Genomic DNA, 19,481 nt, shown 5'->3' with positions numbered 1-19,481 from the left:
GGTAGACCAACCTGGAAAAATAGCAGGCTATCGATTCGATCCGCCCTGTCTACCATCACCGGCGCCTCGGCTGAACAGCCGATAATCCGCGCCTTACGGTAGATGACTGCCTGCGCAGCCTGCGGTTCGATGAATTTTCTTTCATTTTTCTTGGGGGTCGAGCTTGAGCAAGGGCTCCTGAAAGCGCAGCAAACGTCCCGCGTTGCCCAGCACCAACAGGGTGCTCAGGTTGTGCAGCAACGCCGCGATCATCGCCCCGGCCGCGCCGAGCCAACCGAAAGCGGCGAAGACCACGATGGCGAGCGTCCAGCCGAGACCAATGATCACATTGACCTGCAAGGTGCGCCGGCAGCGACGGCTCAAGCGCACGCAGGTAGCGAGGCGACGCAAATCGCTGCCAATCAAAACGATGTCCGCCGACGCCAGGGCAATGTCGGCGCCGCCTGCGCCCATCGCTACGCCAACCACGCCGGCCTTGAGTGCGAGGGAATCGTTGATGCCGTCGCCAACCACCATCGGGCGAAAGCCGTGGTCGATTTCCCTGAGTACTCGATTGAGCTTGTCTTGCGGCAGCGCTTGCGCCTGGACGTCGCTCAGCCCGACCTCTTGCGCCAGGGTTCGGGCCACACTCTGCCGATCACCCGTCAGTAGCAATTGTCGGCCCAGCCCCAGTTCGCGCAATTGGCTCAAGGCAAAGCGCGCTTCGGGTTTAACGCTGTCGGCGAGCAACAGCCAGGCGAGGAATTTGCCGTTCAAAGCCAGGCCGGCGATTGGGCCATCGTGATCAGGCACGGCGGTCGTGGAGACGCCCAGTTGCGCGAACAGTTCGGGACGGCCGAGCACAGCTTCGCCCTTCTCTGTTACTGCTACGACACCAAGGCCCTGGCGTTCATGGATATCGCTCAACGGCCAATAGGCTTGCTGAGCGACCAGCACCGAGAGTGCGCGGCTGACCGGATGACTGCTGGCCGCGCCGAGACTGGCGGCCAGCGCTCGCACTTGGGCAGCGTCAGCTTCGAGGCTGTCGATGGACTGCAAACGCAACGTGCCGTAAGTCAGCGTGCCGGTCTTGTCGACCACCAGTGAGGTCAGATCGGCGAGCTCTTCAAGGAACGCCGAGCTGCGAATCAGAATCCCATGGCGAGCAGCCACGGCTACGCCGGCAATTGCCGTGGCCGGCGCCGACAGCACCAAAGCACACGGACACGCCGCCACCAATACCGCGAGCATTGCCTGGGCGTCGTTGGTCACGAACCAGGTCACCGCTGCCAGCAGCAACACCAGCACCATATAACTACCGGCGTAACGTTCGAGCAATCGCGTGATCGGCGGTTTCGAGCGCTCGGCGTTTTGCATCAGGGCGATGACTTTGCCCAACGTGGATTCGTCGCCGGTGCGGGTGACTTCAATGCGCAGCACTCCGTCGAGGTTGATGGCCCCACCGAACACCAGTGTGCCGACTTCAGCGTCCACCGGCACCGATTCACCAGTAATCGACGAAGTGTCGAGGCTCGCCTGTCCGAACAACACTTGGCCATCCGCCGGCACCCGATCGCCGGCGCGCACTTCGACAATATCCCCAGCGCTTAACGCGCTGTTATCCACCTCGATGATCGAACCGTCTGCTTGCAGCTTGCGCGCATGGCTTCGTGTCAATTGGCCAAGGGCATGAATCGCTTCCTGGGAGCCGATGACACTGCGCTCTTCGAGCACATGGCCGAAGATCATGATGATCGGCAACAACGCTGCGGTGAGCAGATCGCCGGTCGCCCACGCACCGAGCATGGCCAACGCGATCAACTGGTCGGTGATGCCGTGCAGGCTGGGATAACGCAGGCTGTACCACGCCGAACGCATCACTGGAACCGCTACCAGCAACGAGGCGAACCCGAGCAGCAATTGGCTGACCCCGATTTGCTGCGGGAGCATCCAGCGCCAGAGCAAACCCAGACCCAGCAGCCCGAGCGCGAGCATCGCCAAGGTCAATTGGCGTGCGGCGCGACGTTGTTCGGCTGAGGACAACAGACCAGGAGCAGCAGAAGTCGCCGTCATTGACTGGCTCCTTGAATGATCAATCGAGAATCGTCTTTCGGGTCAATAGTGGTGACCGACCCGGCCTGACCAAGAATTTTCGGCATGCGTTCGCGATACAGACGCAGGAGCATTTGCGAGTCCACGGATTTGCCCAGACTCAAGACGGTGGCGGTATCGGCCGTGGCTTTCGCAAGGCGTTCGCCCGCCTGCGCGTGCGCCACTTGCAGCGTGCGGTCAGCCTGTTCAGTGGCAGATTGCGTGAGCTTTTCCGCCTCGGTCCGCGCGTTGGCCACGGCCTTATCCGCCTGCTGACTGGCCGTCAGAACGGCATTGAAAGCACTGACCGCTGGCTCCGGCAGACTCGATTGCACGTCGACCCGCGACACTCTGATACCGATGCCCTGCCCGCTCGCCTTCAATTCGGCGAGACGCGCGTTGATACCTCGCACCAGATCACCGCGCAACCGCTCACGGCGCTCGGCCGCCCGATTGTCGGCGCCGATCAGTTCCGGGCGAGCGACGAGAATGGTGTCGAGATCACGCGCAGCGGTCAGCGCCACGGCACTGCGCGTCACCAACCGATCGAGTGCCGGCAGCACATGTTCGCCCTGCAACACGAATTCGTAGGGGTCGGAAACTTGGTAAAAAACGCGTACGTCCAGTTGCACTACGCCGGCGTCCCCGGTCAGTAAATAACCCGACCCAGCGAGAGCATCGTTCAATGGCGTAGCAAAAGAGGCCACACGGTCAGCCTTCAGCGCCTCGTCGCTGCGCAACAGATTTTCCACCCGACGCTCGATCACCCGGTCCGCCGCCGGCAACAGGATCACCTGTTCAAAGGGCTGCGGCCATGCCCATAACAGTCCGGCATTCTGAACCCGATCCAGCGCGCCGAAGTGCAGCACTACTGCGCGGTTTTGCGGATCAATCTGCCGGACATTCGAAAACGCCCATGCCAGCGCCGCCAACACGGTGATCGCATACAGGGCGATAAACGCCAGGCGCCCAGCCTGAATCCAAGGACCGTTCAACGAATGTGTTCCACGTGGAACTTCGTCTGTCATGGCTGCAATCCGGCCTTGTTGTCGAAAGTCGGCGGGCCATCGACCAATACGCGGAACGGTGCGGCATCGGTGCGCAGAATCAGTTTAGTGTCCGGCCTGACAATGGTTCCCAGGGTATCGAGCGAGCGCAGCAGGTTGTAAAGCTGCGGCGAGCTGGTGTAGGCGCGACCGTAAATCTGCGCCGCTTCGACCCGAGATTGCGCTTCGATGTCAGCAGCTTTAACTGTTGCATCGGCCTGAACGATGCGCGCATCGCGCTCGGCGGCGGAACGAATTTGCGCCGCTTCGCGTTTGCCGATGGCTGTGCGCTCAGTGGCGATAGTTTCGCGTTCGGCGCGCATGCGGTCGACCGTGGCGCTGAGTGTGACCGAAGGCAAAGTCAGCCGCTCGATGCCGACCTGTACCACGCGCACGCCATAAGTGGCGAGCAACTGTTGATCAATCTGCTGACGTAACTGCGCTTCAAAATCGGTGATGTGCACTTGGCTGGCATCGGTGTTGACCAGATTGGCCAAGTCGAAACTGCTGGCCGTAGTCTCCAGGGCCGAGCCGACGAAGGTGCGGATCTGCCGCGCCGCTTCGTCCGGCTGGTTCTGCACGGCGCGCATGAAGCGCTGCACGTGTTCAGGATCACCCTCTACCTGCCACCCCACGTAAGCCTGAACAATAATGCGCAAACCGTCGCGGGTGCCGACATCCTGCAAACCGCTGGAGGTTGTCCGCAGACGCAAATCCACCGGGATCGCCGCTTCGAATGGTGCAGGCCACCGCCAGTTCAAACCCGGATGAAGCAAGACCCGGGACGGATTTCCGAAACGGGTGATGACTGTGGCTTCACCGGAGCGCACTTGCACCAGACTCGCGGCGGCCACGGCAAACGCCACCAGCAACGCGGCCCAGCCCATACGGCGCCACGGAAATGGTCCGGCCTCTTGCGGATTGCCGTGGTGATGATGGCCATGATGATGGTGATGCCCGCCGTGGCCGTGGTCGTGGTCGTGGCCGCTGTGGTCGTGAACATCATGAACAGGCGACTGGCTCAATGGGTAGCTCCTGGCTGAACGGTGGTGCGTGGGGAGGACGGATCAGTCGGCAAAGTGAAAGTGCGCAGATCGATGGTTGGCGCATTTGCGCTGCCGCCGAGTCGATGGTCGAGTATCAGCAACCTGGCTTTACTCAGGCCCCGACTGAGCTGGCTGAGATATTGCTCCAGCACGAAGGCCTGGCCTGCATTGGCGAACGCCTTTTGTTCGGCGCCGAATTTCAGGTCGGCCGTTTGTGCAGCGGCATTGATCTCCCGCGCATTGGCCGTTGCCTGATCCCGCGCCGTGCTCGCCTGCAACTGCGCCTCGTTAATGGCCTGCGCAGCCGCCCCGCGCTCGCGAGCGATCAACGCCTGCGCGCCGATCTGCGCCGCTTGCAAACTGTGATAGGCATTCGCCGCGCCCGCCGGCGGATGAATCGCTTCCACCACTGTGGCGAGAATTTCCACGCCACTGTTCAGGTGGTTCAGATCGCTTTGCACCGCGCGGCCGATTTTTTCGGCCAGCCCTGCCCTGTCATCGCCCAGCAAACCGTCGAGGGTACGCGAGGCGAAATCGTGAACCAGAATGCGGCTGGCGGTGCTGCGAATCAGGGTCGGGACATCGGCGCTGTTGTAAGTCGCGGCGAGTGCCGCCTCGTCGTTCAAACCGATGCGATAAACAAAGCGCACGTCCATGTTGACGATTTGCAGGCCCTGTTGCGCGCCGCGGCTGCTGGCGATGACCTGGGATTTGTCATTGACGTGGCTGGCATCCCACAACCGGTTGGCGGTCAGCGGCGCCGGGCCTTCAGCGGAGTCGGACTGCACGGCGATTGGCTTGTCGCCGACACTGGTCGCCAGTTCATGGACCACGCCGTTTTCAACGGAGATCACCCGCCCCAATGGCCAAGGCAAACCGGCATGCAAACCAGGGCCGAATACCTGTTCCGGTTTACCGAAGCGCTCGTAGATCCCGCGACCTTGCAGGGGAATTTCATGGATGCCGGTCAGCAGCCAACCGCTCAGGGCGACCACCGCCAACACCGGCAACAAGGCCCGGCGCATATAACTGAAGGCCCAGACTTGGCGCAGATCGATGCCGAACCGATTGTGCATTTCGTGTTGCAACGCCAGCCACGGCTGTGGCGGCCAGCGCAGCATGTCGGCGATGACACTGCGCGCCAGCAGGGTCGGCTCAAGTTGTTCACGGCGCGGGCTGAAGACTGACAGGACGGCGCGCAACAGCAGTTCCATGGCCACCGACATCGGCAGGATTGCGCTGAATACCGCAACGCGCACTGGCCAGACTGCGGTTTCGCTGGCAAACAGCAGACACAATGCGCTGATCAAAAGGGTGATGATTACCACCCGGGACAGTTGCGCCAGTGCCACCGCTTCCGGCCATTGCGCCGACGGCTCCTGCGCCAGTTGCCGCTCTACCACCAGCACGGCAAACGCCAGTAACAACGCCAATGCCGCACCGAGGTTCGCCGAAAGACCCAACGCCGCCGAAGGTAAAGTGAGATTCCAGACCTGCTCTGTACTGAGCAGAACCAGTAACGCCCAGCCGCCGAGCCATAACGTTGGCGCGCCGATTTGTCCAAGCAGATGCCGGCTGCGCTGACTCAAGCGCTCCAGCAACCTTTCATACCAGCCATCGCCTGCAACGCCCGCCTCCACCATTGCCGGCGGCGAAACTGGCGGATGCATGACCCGCGCGCGCCATTGCGCCACCCACCACGCCGATTGCGCTCCGGCGACCAGCACCAGCAACGCTGCACTCTGGTTGATCAACAACGGCAACCACAGCGATTGCGGCGCAAACAGGCCGACGAAAAACGCCAGCATCCAGCCCAGCCCGGCCAATGCGCCGAGACCATAAGCCAGCCGGCGCAACTTGCGCCCCTGCGCGGCTGCCTGCTGAAACCGCGCCAGCCCGGTCACTGGCGTGGCGTCCAACTCAAGATCGACTTGCATATCACCCCGGCTAAATTGGTCGTAGCGTTACGATATAACGGAAACTGTGAAATATTCGTACACAACTGCGCTTATTCAAAAACGCCGCAGCTGTCGTTTGCCTGAAGCCTTGACCGAAATGTCCGGCAACGCTCATATTACGCGCATAATTTTTATCGCAACTAATCTTGGCTATTCCCATCGAGCAACCTGGAGCAAGCGCATGAGCAACTATGACGTGGTGATTCTGGGCGGTGGCCCCGGCGGTTATAACGCAGCGATCCGCGCCGGTCAGCTCGGGCTCAAGGCCGCTTGCGTTGAGGGGCGTTCAACGCTGGGCGGCACCTGCCTGAACGTCGGTTGCATGCCGTCCAAAGCCTTGCTGCACGCCTCAGAGCTGTACGCCGCTGCGGTGGGTCCGGAGTTCGCCAACCTCGGCATCGAGGTCAAACCGACGCTGAACCTTGCGCAGATGATGAAACAGAAAGACGAAAGCGTCGCCGGCCTGACCAAGGGCATCGAGTTCCTGTTTCGCAAGAACAAAGTCGACTGGATCAAGGGCTGGGGCCACATCGACGGCCCGGGCAAAGTGACGGTGACCGACGGCCAGGGCAGCAAGACCGAGCTCAACGCCAGGGACATCATTATTGCCACCGGCTCCGAGCCCACTCCCCTGCCTGGCGTCGAGATCGACAACCAGCGCATCCTCGATTCCACTGGCGCGCTGTCGCTCAGTGAAGTGCCCAAACATCTCGTGGTCATTGGTGCCGGGGTGATCGGCCTGGAGCTGGGTTCGGTATGGCGGCGACTCGGCGCGCAGGTCACCGTGGTCGAATTCCTTGACCGCATCTGCCCCGGTGTCGATGCCGAGGCCGGCAAGACCTTGCAGCGCGCGCTGAGCAAACAGGGCATCGCCTTCAAGTTGAGCTCAAAGGTCACCAGCGCCACCCATTCTGCTACAGGCGTGCAGCTGAGTGTCGAGCCTGCCGCTGGCGGCACGGCTGAGCTGATCGAAGCCGATTATGTGCTGGTGGCCATCGGGCGCCGGCCGTACACCCAAGGCCTGGGGCTGGAGAACGTCGGCCTGAGTACCGACAAACGCGGCATGCTCGCCAACAAACAACATCGCACCGAAGCCGCCGGAGTCTGGGTGATCGGCGACGTCACCTCCGGGCCGATGCTCGCGCACAAGGCTGAAGACGAGGCCATGGCCTGCGTCGAGCAGATCCACGGCAAGGCGGGCGAGGTCAATTACGCGCTGATCCCCAACGTCATCTACACCCAACCGGAACTGGCCAGCGTCGGCCAGACCGAAGAACAACTCAAGGCCGAGGGCCGTGCCTACAAGGTTGGCAAGTTTCCCTTCACGGCCAACAGCCGGGCGAAGATCAATCACGAAACCGAAGGCTTTGCCAAAGTCCTTGCCGACGAGCGCACCGATGAAGTGCTCGGCGTGCATCTGGTCGGGCCGAGCGTGAGCGAGATGATCGGCGAGTTTTGTGTGGCGATGGAGTTCAGCGCGTCGGCCGAGGACATCGCACTGACCTGCCATCCGCATCCGACGCGTTCGGAAGCCTTGCGCCAAGCGGCGATGAATGTCGAGGGGATGGCGACGCAAATGTAGCTTTCAAACCTTGCCGCCGCCTCCGCGAGCAGGCTCGCTCCCACTTTGGAATGCGTTACCCCTGTGGGAGCGAGCCTGCTCGCCAATGGCGCTACCCGGTCTACAGCGGCAGATGCCCTAACGGCAACGCACCCGGCGCTTTCACCGTATGAATGGCAAAGTTGCTGCGAATATCGCTCACCCCCGGGAGTTTGAGCAGGTGTCCACTGACAAAGCGGTCATACGCTCGCAGGTCAGGCACGACTATCTGCAACAGGAAATCCGACTCCCCGGACACCAGAAACGCTGAGACAACCTCGGGCAATGCAGTGACGGCGGCATAAAAAGCCTCGGCCCGCTCTTCGTTGTGCCGCTCGACTTTGACGCCGACAAACACCGTCAGCCCCAACCCGACTTCATCACGATCCAGATTGGCCTGATAGCCGCGAATCACCCCTGCCTCTTCCAGCATGCGCACCCGCCGCAAACACGGTGAGGCGGACAGGCCGATTTCTTCCGCCAGCTCGACATTGCTCACGCGGCCGTTGCGTTGCAGCGCGGCGAGAATCTTGCGGTCGTAAGTGTCGAGTTTCATCTTTGGCAGATCCCGATAGGTACAACTCAGAAAACCAGCAGGTTATGCCAAACCCGCCATGTTTTGAAGCCGACTACGCAAGCACCTGCCCCGCCCTCTCGCTCTAGACTGGCGCCCACACATCAACAACGAACGAGGGCGTGACGTGGCAAGTCTCTGGCTGTTTATCCTGACGCTGGCTGTGGTGCTTCTTTTGCCGGGGCCAGACATGATCCTGCTGTTGCAGACCGGTGCGCGGCAGGGTCGCGGCGCGGCATTGGCCACCGCGTTGGGCCTGGCGATCGCCCGCGCCTGCCACGTGGCATTGGCGGCATTGGGGCTGGCGGCGCTGTTCAAAACGGCACCGTGGATGTTTGACGTGGTGCGCATCGCGGGCGCGGCGTACCTGCTGTGGATCGGCATTCAATGTTTTCGCAGCCCGCTCGTACCGAACCTGCAAACGCAAGAACAGCTACCTAGCGAAGATCAATGGCGGCAGGCGATCCGTCGCGGCCTGCTGACCAACCTGCTCAACCCCAAGGCCTTGCTGTTCTGCTCAGTGTTGCTGCCGCAATTCATCGTCAGTCATGGCACGCCGGTGCTGGGCCAGTTCGCTCTACTTGGCTTGGTGCTGGTCAGCGTCGGCCTGCTGTTCGACAGTGCTGTCGCCCTGACCGGTGCGGCATTGGGCCGTTGGCTGCAACACAGTCCAACGGCCCAGCGCGTTCAGCAATGGCTGTTCGGCAGCCTGTTGATTGGCTTCGCCGTACGCCTGAGCTTCATTCAACAGGCCTAGCCTTTGCGCACCTTGCGCTGACGACGGGTGATCAGCAGTAGCGCAGCAGCAGCGACCAGCAGCACCGCGCCGATCTGCACCGGCCACTTGTACGGTCGCAGCGTCGCACGGACGGCATCGGTCACCTGGGTGACGTAGCGCTTGTCGGCATTTTCGAAGTCCGGGTACGGGCACTGATTACCGAAGTCTTGTGCCCACGGCACATAAGGACCTTCCTTGACGTAGCGCTGATACAGCGCACTCTGGTCTTCAAGGCTGCTGTTCCAGCCGGCGGCGTTGCACAACACCGCGGCAAACGCTTGACTGGTGTGCGGCAGGTTATCGGCCGCGCGGCTGGCCAATGACGTAGCAACAAAACGATAGTGATAGCGCTGGTCCGGTTGCGCGGCGCTCGCCTGCTGGCGCTGCACTTGCGCCGCAGAAATCAGCGGGCCGACATCCAGCTTCGTGCTCTCCAGCGTGTAGTTGCCGCCGAATGTGGCGTAGTCAGGCGCCATCTCATAACCGAGGATGTCCATGCCCCACTCCCGCGCCGTCCATGCGGCGTTGTACAACGCACTGGCGCGTTTGCTCGGCCACCACGCAGCATCGGCCTTTAGCCGTTGCTCGCCATAGAGCCGGGCCTTGTGTTGCAAATCGTCACTGGCGAAATAAGCGATCGCTTCTTCGTAACGCCCTTCACGCAGCAACCGCCGACCGAGCAGATTGCGCAGGTTGGCGGCCACCGACAGCGGCACGTAGTTATCGCGCTCCTGTTGAGTCAACGGCGGCGGCGCCGGCACATTCTCATCGACGTACTGCTTGAGCTCCTCGACCGTCAGCACCCGTTCGGCAACGGTGGCGGCATCAAGCCAGTAGATGCTGTTACTGCGATACAACTGCACGAAAGCCTGAAGGTATTCGCCGCGCTGCAGCGCCAGGATCGCGCTTTCGCCCTCGACCCGGCATTTGGGCTGCAGCGTTTCAAACGCCCAGTCCGGTGTGCGGCGATAACCCCAGTCCTCGTTCTGCGGGAAGGCTTGGGCGGCTTTGGCGTACGCTGCGGCGGCGGCAGTTATGTCGCCCTCACGCACCGCCAGTTTTGCCCGCAGCCACCAGGCCAGCCCGCCGTCCCCGGCGTTTACCAGAAAGGCCTTGGCAGACGCGTAGTCGCCCTGCTGATAACTCATCGCCGCCAGTCGATCGGCATTGTCGTGGCTGCCACGGGTGTTGTTCTGCAACAGCGTTACCAGCTTTTTTTCGTTTGCCGGCTGTTCGCCGAATGACCAGCCCTGACGGCTGACCAGCCACGCCGTGACCAGTTGCTGCACCGCTGGCTGCTGCAGCAGTTTCGCCAGCTGAGCCTCGGGCAACTCGGCCAGCTCGTTCATCAGTTGCTTGAGCGACGTGTAACCGACCGCCGAGCCATGCAGGTTCTGGGCTTCGTAGAGTTCGATGGCGGCGCTCCAGTCGCCCGCGCTGCGCAACGCGCGTGCCTCTTCACCGAGACTGGCAACGCCCAGTTCCAGCGGATCGCTGAAGCCGTCGATGCTCAACTGCCGAGCCTGGCGGAAGGCATCGCGTGCCTGCTCCAGCGCTGCGCTGCGGTCGTGCGCCTGGTTGCTCATGGCAAAGGCGATGCGCCCCAGAGAATACGCCGCCCACGTGCTGCGCAACGGACGCTGCTCTGCCGGCAGCCCCAGCACCTTGTTGAAATACTCCGTGGCCAATTGATGATCACCGCTGGCGAAGGCCACGGCGCCGGCGACGTACAAACGGATTTCCGCCGGCAGACTGGCGCCCTGCTCCTCGGCCTGACGTGCATCGCTGAGCCCGCGCAGGCGCTTGACCACGGCGTATTGCTCGGTGCTCAGGCCAAGCTGCTCAGCCTGTTCGCGCGCCAGCTCGGATGCGTTGTCTTCGGCGTAATCATTGGGATTATGGGTCGCGGCGGTGACATTTTTCAGCCCGGCAATGGTTTTACCCAAACGGCTGATTTCGAAACTGAAACTGCCTTCGGGCAGATCGGCCAGGGTCTGCGCGCGATTGTCGAGCAAGCGCATGGGGAAGTCCGGGCCGCAGGCCAGCGCCGAACCCAGCGGCAGGCTGAGGCTCAGGCAAAGCAGATGGCGGGGCCAGTTACGGGTCAACATGCGAACCTCCTTGATCAATATGTGCACAACGCGCCCAACCGATAGCGCGCTGCCCGCCAGCCGGCAAGCGGCCGTCACGCAGGCGGGAGAAGGTAAGCAGATTGGCACTTTGTTGCAACGAGTAACCGGCGAGCGCATCGGCGCCGGCGCAACCCTGCGCCTTTAGCGTGATTCGCGCGGGCCAGGGGCTGTCGAGATTGCCGCGGTTTTCGAGCTGAACGTCATAAAGTCCGCCCAGTTCTTTGAATGACAGACCCAATCGGCTGTTCAGCACATCGCCGCGTGCCACGGCGCGCAACGTAGTCAGGCTCCAGGCGCGACGATCATTGGCCAGCGGCAGGCGAAACCAGATCAGCCCGGCGAGATGCTCGGGCGGAGCTTCGCGCAAAGCCTTGGCCAGCTGGCTGAGTTGCAGCGGATCGGCGAGCAATTCCCGGCGCTGACCGCCGCGCTCAAGTTGCACTTCGCTTTCCACCACGGGCGCGCCGCCGTCATTTTCCAACAGCGCAACGCCGTAGGCCGGCAGCGCCAGATAGAACGGTTTGGCACTGACACGTGCCCAGGCCTTGGCCCACTTCAACGCCTGCTCGTGATCGAACAGACCCAGTCGCGGATCACTCACGGCGTGAACTTGCAGCACGCTGCTGTCGACGCTTTGCAACAGCGCTGGCAACTGCGCGCTATCGAGCCAGGCCGGCAGCGCTGTGATGCTCAAAGGCAACGATGGCGGCAAGGCCGCACGCAAATGTTTGAGGAATCCAGCGTATCCGGTCAGCCGTGCGTTACCGGCATCGTGATCGATTTCGATACCGTTCAGCGTAAGGCCCTGCGCCTGCCAATCGGCGATGACTTGCAGAATCTGCGCGGTGACCTGCTCCTGGTCCAGCGACGGCATCTGGCCATCGAGGCGAATCACTGCGATCAACGGGCGGCCATCGGTTGTCAACAACGCCGGATCAACCCGCGCCCTGCTCCACCGCGCCCCCGCAAAACCTTGCAACGCCAGCACGCGCAGTGTCGAGAAGTCGTCGTGGCTGTCGCGCAATGCCGCTTCATGCGCCGGCGTCCATTGACGTTGCCAGACGTAGAGTTGCTGGTCGAGGGCTGGCGCGGCGTGTTGCTCGCACCCCGCAAGCAACATGCCGAGAAACAGACCCACAATAAACCGCATACCTTGAAAATCCCCGAGACCACAGGCCGCAAGGTTACACAAAAACCTTGTAGGAGCTGTCGAGTGAAACGAGGCTGCGATCTTTGGACATGGCTTCAAGAATCAAGATCAAAAGATCGCAGCGTGCCGCAGCGTCTACACGGATGCCGCAGGTTTGCGCGCGATGATTACCTGACTCTTGGCCACCACCGCATCCAGCGCCTGTTTGATCTGCGCTCCGCGCGGGGAATCCAGCACCGCTTGCCAGGTCTCGGCCCAGTGATCGAGCAGCGGATGATCCGGATTGCTGAAATCAACCTTCGCTTCCCAAAACAGCAGCATCCACATCGACCAGTAAAAGCCGTACTGGGTGTGACTGACAATCTCCAGCCCGGCCTCGGTGACCATTGCCTTGAATTGCTCTTCGCTGATGATGCGTATGTGATTGGGCTTCTGAAAATACTCTGGCGCGGCGATGTCTTTCTGCAACTCCTCGGAACTCGGATGCGGGACACTCAGCAAATACATCGCGCCCGGTTTGCCCACGCGCACCAGCTCAGCAAGAAACTGCGCCGGATCGTCGACGTGCTCGATGACTTCGGTGGATACCACACGTGTCGCCGTGGCGTCGGCAATCGGCAGCGGGTTGCAGTCAGTGACGTGACATTCCACCTCTCGCGCCGGCGTATCGCTCAGACGCTGCCGGGTGGCGTCGACCTTGCCTGCATCGATATCGGCGATGATGATCTTCGCCCCGCGCATGCCGCAGAAATGCACGTTGCCACCATCGCCGCAGCCTACGTCGAGCAGCGTGTCATCCGCTGACACAGCGAAGCCTTTGAACAGCTCATTGGTCTGCTGATTGAACCAGCCACTGAGCTTGGCATCGTACAGGCCGAGCATGTATGGATCGACCTTGCTGGCGACCGCTGCAACGGGCTGCGACAGCGCCGGGGCTGGCGTCGCAGCCCTGAGTTTTTTCAACAGGCTGAGCATGAAGTGGCTCCAGGGACAGGAATAGCGGATCGTGACGCACCGAGGCCCTGCATCAGCGAGGCACGGCGGTTGCGCACAGGTTCAAAGATCAGTCTGCCGTTCATGGCACGTCTACCTCCTGCACTGGCTTGCGAGCGATGATTACTTGGCTCTTGGGCAGAAAGCTGTCGAGGATCTGTTTGATCGCCAGTCCGCCGGGCTGGTTGAGCAAGTCCTGCCAGGTTTTCGCCCAGCTCTCCATCAAAGGCATGAATGGAGCCTGGATGCGATCTCGCACCGCGCCAGCCGGATCACGTCCCGCAGCGCGTTCGCCCGCCCAGAAAAAGATCATGCCCATCACCCAGAAGAAACCGCTGGCCCGACGATGCTCGATCACCAGACCGGCCTCTTCCACCAGTGCGGCGAAGCGCTCAGGGGTGAAAATCTGCACGTGGTTGGGCGATTGATAGTAGCTGGCCGGCGCGATGCCCTTCTGCAGGTGCTCGCCGACCGGTGCCGGTACGCTGAGCAGGTACTGCGCACCGGGCCGTCCCATGCGTACCAGCTCGGCCATGAAGGGCTCGGGCTCGGCGATGTGTTCCAGCACTTCCATGCACACGACCTTGCTGGCACAGCCGTCGGCCAGCGGTAAGGGCAGGCTGTTGCTGACCAGTCCGAGGCTGGCATTTGTACTTTGCGCATGGACTTCACGCGCGAGGTTTCGCACCTTATCGTGTTCGCTGTCGGTGAAAATCACCGAAGCGCCCTGACGCACGGCAAACAATGTGGCCACGCCCTCGCCGCAACCGACGTCGAGCACGGTATCGTCTGCCGTTATCGCAAACCCCTGAAGCAGTTCGCCGCTGTCGTTCCGGAACCAGCCGTCGAGTACTGCGTCATGCAGACCGACGTCACGGGGCGATACGGGTACAGGTGGCTGCGCCGGCGGCAATGCCGCACGCGAGGGCAGCCAGCGAGCGAGCAGACGCCCGATCATGCGAGCGTGACCTGCGCAGGCTGCGGGCCGGCAGCTGGCAGCGGCAACTCGAGGAAGGCACGTAACCGCTGCTCGGTGCTGGCCTGGCTGCAGAAGCGTTGCAGGCTCTGAACCGCCGCAACGGACATGGCCGCATAACGCGGTGGGTCGTTTTTTGCCACCTCGTAGCTGTCGCGGTAGGCGGCACACAACGAATCCCAGTCAGTCATGTAACGCAAGGTGCGGTAGGCCGCGCGCGGGTCATGCGGCCAGGCCGTCAGCTCCTCGGTGAAGTCGACCAGGAACGCGTTGTCGCGGCTCACGTAATCGGCCATCGCCGTGTTCACGGGCGCAATGGCTGGCTTGCCGCACGACATGAATTCCATCAGTGGCAAGCACTGACCCTCGCCGTACGAACTGTTGACCACGTAACTGGTGGCCTGCACCAGCGCTTCGTAATCGGCATCGGCAAGATAGCCGTGGATCAGCACGATCCGGCATTTATAGGACTGGTTCTTGTACAGGTGGTGCAGCATGTCGGTCAGCGCGTTGGCGATGTCGTGGTGCGTCAGTTTCAGAACCAGGGTCGCATCACTGATCTCGCGAAATGAGGCACAGAACGCGCTGATCATGTCCTGCCAGTTCTTGCGACCGTCGTAAGGGTTGAACACTGAGGTGTAGACCACGCCCTCCAGGTGCAACTGGCAATCTGCGGCCGGTCCATCAAGGGGTATTGGCGCACCTTCGCGCAGTGCCGGTGGGCCGTAGGCACGCAGGTCCGCCTTGCGACTGTCGATCAGCAGCCCGCGCAGGTTGAGCGTTACGCCATCTACGACCGGATGCCTGAGCAAGTGCTCACCGCGCTCGGCGAAACGGTCCCACACCGGGGCGGGAATCGCACACACCGGATAGTCATCTCCCATGACCTCGCTGACCGCTTTGACTGTGAATGTCGAATGGGTAATCGCCCGACCACAGGCCTGCAGGACCACGCGCCAGTCATGGCGGGGTTCACCCTGCCAGCTTTCAGTGGGGATGGTACTGAACTCCCAGGCGAAAACCGGGATGGTCGGGCAGGCGTAATGAATGGGAGTACGGTGCGGCGGGGAAAAGGACAGAAAAATGCACGCCTCGCCGCGGCTCAAACAGTCAAAGTACAAACGGTCGACCAGTTCGTCGGGCTGGCTGACCTCGATCACCTGACCGATTCGTTCCAGTACAGGGCGGAACTCCTTCAGCACGAAATAATAGCTGTACTCGGGCCGTCCGAGGTTCTGCTCAATATTGCTCTTGTTGGTTTCCGAATGAATGATGATCAGCATGAGCCCGCTCCGGTCTTGACCGACAGGGGGACGTTTGCGCTGGTCGTCGCGAGCCCGAAAAATGTCGCCACGCGCTTCTGTACAGGACCGAATCCGCAGTATTCGCGCATGCGCTCACTGGCCGCCGCTGCCATGGCCTGGTAAGCCTGCGGATGGTTCTTGGCCATGATGTAACTGTTCTCGTAGGCGGTTTTCAACGATCCCCAATCGGGGCGGTGGCGCAAGGTGCGATAAAGAATGCGCACGTCCTCGGGCCAGATGGTCGGCTCGCGACTCGACTTGACGACGAAGCCGACACGTTCGTCGATGTAATCGCCCATCGCGGTGTGGTCGGGGGCAATCACTGGCCGGGCGCAAGACATGAACTCCATTAATGGCAGGCACAAACCTTCGCAGCGCGACGCATTGACGTAGAAGCTGGCGGCGCCATAGAGACGGGCGAATTCGTCATCTTCCAGGTATCCGTGCATGACTATCACTCGACAGGCGAATGGCGACAGTTGCGACAGCAAGGTAATCAGGTGGACGTAGTAGCTCGACAAGTCGTTCTGCGTGATTTTCAGCACGAGGGTGGCGTCCTCGACATCACGCATGGCCCAGCAGAACGCAGTGATCAGGTGATGCCAGTTCTTGCGCCCGTCCTGCGGATTGAACACGCTGACGTACACAACGCCGCTGACGTCGATCTGGACCTGTGCGTCCGTGTGAGGCAGTGACGCCTGCGGGTGGTCGGCCTGGTCCAGTGCCTGCGAGACCGTTACCGGCAGCACATCGCGTGAGGATGCACGCCAGCCGGCGAGCTTGTGCCGAACGGTAGCGGGCAACAGATCGCTGAGCGCTTCGCGATACCACTGCAACAGGTTGTGCTTGAGCAGAAACAGAGGACGGTGCTCGGAAGGGCTCTTCAGGGCCCGGTAGCATTCACGCAAATAGTGTCTGGTGATCAATGCCCGTCGGTGGACGGTCAGTTCGGGCGCTTGAGCGAGACCACGGGTTTCCAGTTCCTGCTCGCTGTGAATCGGCGCGATAAGGCCGTCGGCGGACAATCCCAAGGTGCGGCTGTCGATGATGCACCCCTTGATTTGCAAGGTGCTGCCGGGGTTGACCGGCACACTGGGATAATCCTGTCGAACTTGCGCAAAGCGCTCCCACAGCGGCGTTGGCAAAACCAGTACGGGGAAATCTTCACCGAGGCTGCGGCGGATCGCCTGCGCGGTATGAGACGACAAGGTAATCACCCGGCCATGGCGCGCGAGCATCTGACGCCAGTCCTGGCGTTCATCGCCGGCAGCGAACTCGCTGGGAATCGAGTCATACTCCCAAGCGATCACGCAGACCATCGGGCATTGCAGCCCCGTTGGGGTCTTGTGAGGCGGGGCAAAGGAAAGAAACAGGCATTCCTGATCGGCCTGACGCAATCGCAGATACAACGGATCAACCGCATCAGGCGACGCCACTACATGCACCTGGCCAAGGCCTTCCAGCACTGGACGGTAAGCTTTGAGCACGAAGTAATAGCTGTATTCCGGGCGCCCAAGGCTGGCACTGATGGAGCTGTCGTTGACGTCCGAATAGAGAATGAAATTCATGGCATCCCACGATGAAGCGCCATCCCGGCTACTTCATGCTATGACGGCCGGGCACTGATGGGTCAGTCTCCCCAGACACGTCTTCGTTCTTGTTTTAGTGGTCGGCGTCCCCCGCTGCGCGATGCCCCCGGGCAAACCCTGGGAGGGCGACGAGCGCCATTCTAAACACATCCATTGCGGCTCCGGGAACCGCCCGCCAAGAATAAATCCGGCTACGCTGACGAGAACTGACCAGTCACGGTTTGCCCTGTTGAAATTGCCGTGCAATTGGCCCAGATTGAGCGCAAATAACTACAACAACGGACTTCGCCCATAGTTTTTCAGGCTTTTCCTGCGGTCTGACAGACCTCTCCTTAAAGCCTGTGGAAAAGCGGCGCAAGTCATGACCAAGGGGTCGCTGTTTGAAAAAACGTCTGTTCGTCACGGGCCTCAACGGCTTCGTGGGACAACACATTCAGTCTCGTCTGGCTGCGCCGGGTTCGTCGTGGGCGCTGCTGCCTGCCGTTTCGTCCTACGACCTCACAGACGCCGACAGCCTCACCGATCTCTGGCCGGAATTGCCCGATGCGGTCATTCATCTGGCCGGCCAGACCTTCGTGCCGGAAGCCTTTCGTGACCCGGCCCGCACCCTCGACATCAATCTCTTCGGCACACTAAACCTGTTGCAGGCGCTCAAGGCTCGCGGCTTTGCCGGCACTTTCCTGTATGTCAGCTCCGGCGACGTCTATGGCCAGGTCGGCGAACAGGATTTGCCAATCACCGAGCAGCAACCGCCGCTGCCGCGCAATCCGTATGCAGTGAGCAAACTCTCGGCAGAGTTCCTCAGCTTGCAATGGGGCCTGAGCGAAAGCTGGCCGGTGCTGGTTGCGCGTCCGTTCAATCACATCGGCACCGCGCAGAAAGACAGCTTCGTCATCGCCAGCGCTGCCCGGCAGATCTGCCGCATCAAACAGGGCTTGCAAGCGCCGCAACTGCAAGTCGGCGATATCGACGTGACACGGGATTTTCTCGATGTCAGCGACGTAATTGGCGCCTACTTCGCACTGCTGGAAAACGGCACACCGGGGCAGGTCTACAACATCTGCTCGGGCCGCGAGCAAAGCATTCGCAGCCTGATCGAACAATTGGCCGATCTGGCCGAAGTCGACGTAGAGCTGGTGCAGGATCCGGCGCGCATGCGTCGCGCCGACCAGCGGCGCGTCTGCGGCAGCCACGCCAAACTGGCCAACGCCACAGGATGGGCGCCCGCCACCACCACACAACAATCCCTGCGGGCGATCCTGTCCGACTGGGAGATGCGAGTACGCCAAGAATGACAAAGAGTGCACTGATTACCGGGATCACGGGCCAGGACGGCGCCTATCTGGCCAAACTGCTGCTGGACAAGGGTTACAAGGTTCATGGCCTCGTCGCCCGACGCAGCAGCGATTCACGCTGGCGCCTGCGCGAGATGGGTATCGAAGCCGATATCGTCTATCTGGACGGCGACATGGCCGATGCCTGCTCGGTGCAGCGTGCGGTAATCAAATCGGCACCGGATGAAGTCTATAACCTCGCCGCACAGAGTTTTGTCGCCGCTTCGTGGGATCAACCGGTCACCACCGGCATCGTCGATGGACTGGGCGTGACGCACCTGCTCGAAGCGATCCGCCAGTTCAGCCCGCACACGCGTTTCTATCAGGCCTCGACCAGCGAAATGTTCGGTCTGATCCAGGCTGAACAGCAGGACGAGAACACGCCGTTCTACCCGCGCAGCCCTTACGGCGTGGCCAAGCTCTACGGCCACTGGATCACCGTCAACTACCGTGAAAGCTTCAACCTGCACGCCAGCAGCGGCATCCTCTTCAACCATGAATCACCGCTGCGCGGCATCGAGTTCGTCACCCGCAAGGTCACTGATGCCGCCGCACGCATCAAGCAGGGCAAACAGCAGGAGCTGGCCCTGGGCAACATTGACGCCAAACGTGACTGGGGGTTTGCCGGCGATTACGTCGAAGCCATGTGGCTGATGCTGCAACAGGACAAACCGGACGACTTCGTGGTCGCCACGGGCGTAACCACCACGGTGCGCGAAATGTGCCGCATCGCCTTCGATCACGTCGGCCTCAACTACCGTGATTACGTGAAGATCGACCCCGCGTTCTTTCGCCCGGCCGAAGTCGAAGTGTTGCTCGGCAACCCGGCCAAGGCCCAGCGCGTGCTGGGCTGGAAACCGAAAACCGACCTGGACAGCCTGATCCGCATGATGATGGATGCGGACATGAAACGCGTTGCCAAGGAGTAGGC

The 19,481-nt window shown here is 61.5% G+C and carries 15 protein-coding genes; 4 read left to right on the top strand and 11 right to left on the bottom strand.

Features of this window, described 5'->3' with window-relative positions; all coding sequences use genetic code 11:
• Window positions 1-141: 141 nt before the first annotated feature.
• The 4 genes from CXF97_RS18935 to hflK (CXF97_RS18920) are packed head-to-tail and all read right to left on the bottom strand — an operon-like array spanning window position 142 to window position 6,099.
• On the bottom strand, window positions 142-2,052 hold the full coding sequence (locus CXF97_RS18935; protein ID WP_101159792.1) for a heavy metal translocating P-type ATPase: 1,911 nt from the start codon (window positions 2,050-2,052) through the stop codon (window positions 142-144).
• Window positions 2,049-3,098: a protease modulator HflK gene (hflK, locus tag CXF97_RS18930; RefSeq protein WP_101159791.1), complete on the bottom strand. Its 1,050-nt coding sequence runs from the start codon at window positions 3,096-3,098 to the stop codon at window positions 2,049-2,051. Before hflK (CXF97_RS18930) ends, CXF97_RS18935 begins: the two co-directional genes overlap by 4 nt.
• The gene (gene hflC / locus CXF97_RS18925) at window positions 3,095-4,141 is read right to left on the bottom strand and encodes a protease modulator HflC (RefSeq protein ID WP_101159786.1); all 1,047 of its coding nucleotides are present in this window, start codon (window positions 4,139-4,141) and stop codon (window positions 3,095-3,097) included. The genes hflK (CXF97_RS18930) and hflC overlap by 4 nt, the downstream gene beginning before the upstream one ends.
• Window positions 4,138-6,099 (bottom strand): protease modulator HflK, encoded by a 1,962-nt coding sequence (gene hflK / locus CXF97_RS18920; protein ID WP_101159785.1) that lies wholly within the window; start codon window positions 6,097-6,099, stop codon window positions 4,138-4,140. The genes hflC and hflK (CXF97_RS18920) overlap by 4 nt, the downstream gene beginning before the upstream one ends.
• A 202-nt stretch (window positions 6,100-6,301) precedes the next feature.
• Between hflK (CXF97_RS18920) and lpdA the strand changes: the two genes are divergently transcribed.
• Window positions 6,302-7,702 (top strand): dihydrolipoyl dehydrogenase, encoded by a 1,401-nt coding sequence (gene lpdA / locus CXF97_RS18915; protein WP_101159784.1) that lies wholly within the window; start codon window positions 6,302-6,304, stop codon window positions 7,700-7,702.
• Window positions 7,703-7,802: 100 nt separating this feature from the next.
• On the opposite strand, the gene CXF97_RS18910 is transcribed toward lpdA, so the two are convergent.
• Complete coding sequence (locus CXF97_RS18910; RefSeq protein WP_101159782.1) at window positions 7,803-8,276, bottom strand: Lrp/AsnC family transcriptional regulator; 474 nt, start codon at window positions 8,274-8,276, stop codon at window positions 7,803-7,805.
• 145 nt (window positions 8,277-8,421) lie between these two features.
• On the opposite strand from CXF97_RS18910, the gene CXF97_RS18905 reads away from it, so the two are divergent.
• On the top strand, window positions 8,422-9,051 hold the full coding sequence (locus tag CXF97_RS18905; protein WP_101159780.1) for a LysE family translocator: 630 nt from the start codon (window positions 8,422-8,424) through the stop codon (window positions 9,049-9,051).
• Here CXF97_RS18905 and CXF97_RS18900 read toward each other — a convergent pair.
• The 6 genes from CXF97_RS18900 to CXF97_RS18875 all read right to left on the bottom strand — a co-directional run bounded on the left by CXF97_RS18900 (window position 9,048) and on the right by CXF97_RS18875 (window position 17,195).
• Window positions 9,048-11,183 carry a hypothetical protein gene (locus CXF97_RS18900; RefSeq protein ID WP_101159778.1) on the bottom strand — a complete coding sequence of 712 codons (2,136 nt, stop codon included), beginning with the start codon at window positions 11,181-11,183 and terminating at the stop codon, window positions 9,048-9,050. The genes CXF97_RS18905 and CXF97_RS18900 overlap by 4 nt on opposite strands.
• A complete protein-coding gene (locus tag CXF97_RS18895; protein WP_101159776.1) occupies window positions 11,170-12,354 on the bottom strand; it encodes a DUF3142 domain-containing protein in 1,185 nt (394 codons plus the stop codon). Before CXF97_RS18895 ends, CXF97_RS18900 begins: the two co-directional genes overlap by 14 nt.
• Window positions 12,355-12,489: 135 nt before the next feature.
• On the bottom strand, window positions 12,490-13,329 hold the full coding sequence (locus CXF97_RS18890; protein ID WP_101159774.1) for a class I SAM-dependent methyltransferase: 840 nt from the start codon (window positions 13,327-13,329) through the stop codon (window positions 12,490-12,492).
• 100 nt (window positions 13,330-13,429) lie between these two features.
• On the bottom strand, window positions 13,430-14,305 hold the full coding sequence (locus tag CXF97_RS18885; protein ID WP_101159767.1) for a class I SAM-dependent methyltransferase: 876 nt from the start codon (window positions 14,303-14,305) through the stop codon (window positions 13,430-13,432).
• The gene (locus CXF97_RS18880; protein ID WP_101159766.1) at window positions 14,302-15,606 is read right to left on the bottom strand and encodes a glycosyltransferase; all 1,305 of its coding nucleotides are present in this window, start codon (window positions 15,604-15,606) and stop codon (window positions 14,302-14,304) included. Before CXF97_RS18880 ends, CXF97_RS18885 begins: the two co-directional genes overlap by 4 nt.
• Window positions 15,600-17,195: a glycosyltransferase gene (locus CXF97_RS18875; RefSeq protein WP_101159764.1), complete on the bottom strand. Its 1,596-nt coding sequence runs from the start codon at window positions 17,193-17,195 to the stop codon at window positions 15,600-15,602. The genes CXF97_RS18880 and CXF97_RS18875 overlap by 7 nt, the downstream gene beginning before the upstream one ends.
• Window positions 17,196-17,596: 401 nt before the next feature.
• Between CXF97_RS18875 and CXF97_RS18870 the strand changes: the two genes are divergently transcribed.
• Together CXF97_RS18870 and gmd are read left to right on the top strand one after the other, a co-directional pair.
• A complete protein-coding gene (locus CXF97_RS18870) occupies window positions 17,597-18,511 on the top strand; it encodes a GDP-mannose 4,6-dehydratase (RefSeq protein WP_101159763.1) in 915 nt (304 codons plus the stop codon).
• Window positions 18,508-19,479: a GDP-mannose 4,6-dehydratase gene (gene gmd, locus CXF97_RS18865; RefSeq protein ID WP_101159762.1), complete on the top strand. Its 972-nt coding sequence runs from the start codon at window positions 18,508-18,510 to the stop codon at window positions 19,477-19,479. The genes CXF97_RS18870 and gmd overlap by 4 nt, the downstream gene beginning before the upstream one ends.
• Window positions 19,480-19,481 lie beyond the last annotated feature (2 nt).

It is taken from the genome of Pseudomonas sp. Choline-02u-1, from assembly GCF_002836515.1.
GTDB lineage: Bacteria > Pseudomonadota > Gammaproteobacteria > Pseudomonadales > Pseudomonadaceae > Aquipseudomonas.
This window is presented reverse-complemented; position numbering and strand designations above follow the sequence as displayed.

Excerpts from the sequence above, each read along its gene's own strand:
- CXF97_RS18935 (WP_101159792.1), bottom strand. The coding sequence starts at position 2,052 with ATGACGGCGACTTCTGCTGCTCCTGGTCTGTTGTCCTCAGCCGAACAA.
- hflK (WP_101159791.1), bottom strand. The coding sequence starts at position 3,098 with ATGACAGACGAAGTTCCACGTGGAACACATTCGTTGAACGGTCCTTGG.
- hflK (WP_101159785.1), bottom strand. The coding sequence starts at position 6,099 with ATGCAAGTCGATCTTGAGTTGGACGCCACGCCAGTGACCGGGCTGGCG.
- lpdA (WP_101159784.1), top strand. The coding sequence starts at position 6,302 with ATGAGCAACTATGACGTGGTGATTCTGGGCGGTGGCCCCGGCGGTTAT.
- CXF97_RS18910 (WP_101159782.1), bottom strand. The coding sequence starts at position 8,276 with ATGAAACTCGACACTTACGACCGCAAGATTCTCGCCGCGCTGCAACGC.
- CXF97_RS18900 (WP_101159778.1), bottom strand. The coding sequence starts at position 11,183 with ATGTTGACCCGTAACTGGCCCCGCCATCTGCTTTGCCTGAGCCTCAGC.
- CXF97_RS18895 (WP_101159776.1), bottom strand. The coding sequence starts at position 12,354 with ATGCGGTTTATTGTGGGTCTGTTTCTCGGCATGTTGCTTGCGGGGTGC.
- CXF97_RS18890 (WP_101159774.1), bottom strand. The coding sequence starts at position 13,329 with ATGCTCAGCCTGTTGAAAAAACTCAGGGCTGCGACGCCAGCCCCGGCG.
- CXF97_RS18885 (WP_101159767.1), bottom strand. The coding sequence starts at position 14,305 with ATGATCGGGCGTCTGCTCGCTCGCTGGCTGCCCTCGCGTGCGGCATTG.
- CXF97_RS18880 (WP_101159766.1), bottom strand. The coding sequence starts at position 15,606 with ATGCTGATCATCATTCATTCGGAAACCAACAAGAGCAATATTGAGCAG.
- CXF97_RS18875 (WP_101159764.1), bottom strand. The coding sequence starts at position 17,195 with ATGAATTTCATTCTCTATTCGGACGTCAACGACAGCTCCATCAGTGCC.
- gmd (WP_101159762.1), top strand. The coding sequence starts at position 18,508 with ATGACAAAGAGTGCACTGATTACCGGGATCACGGGCCAGGACGGCGCC.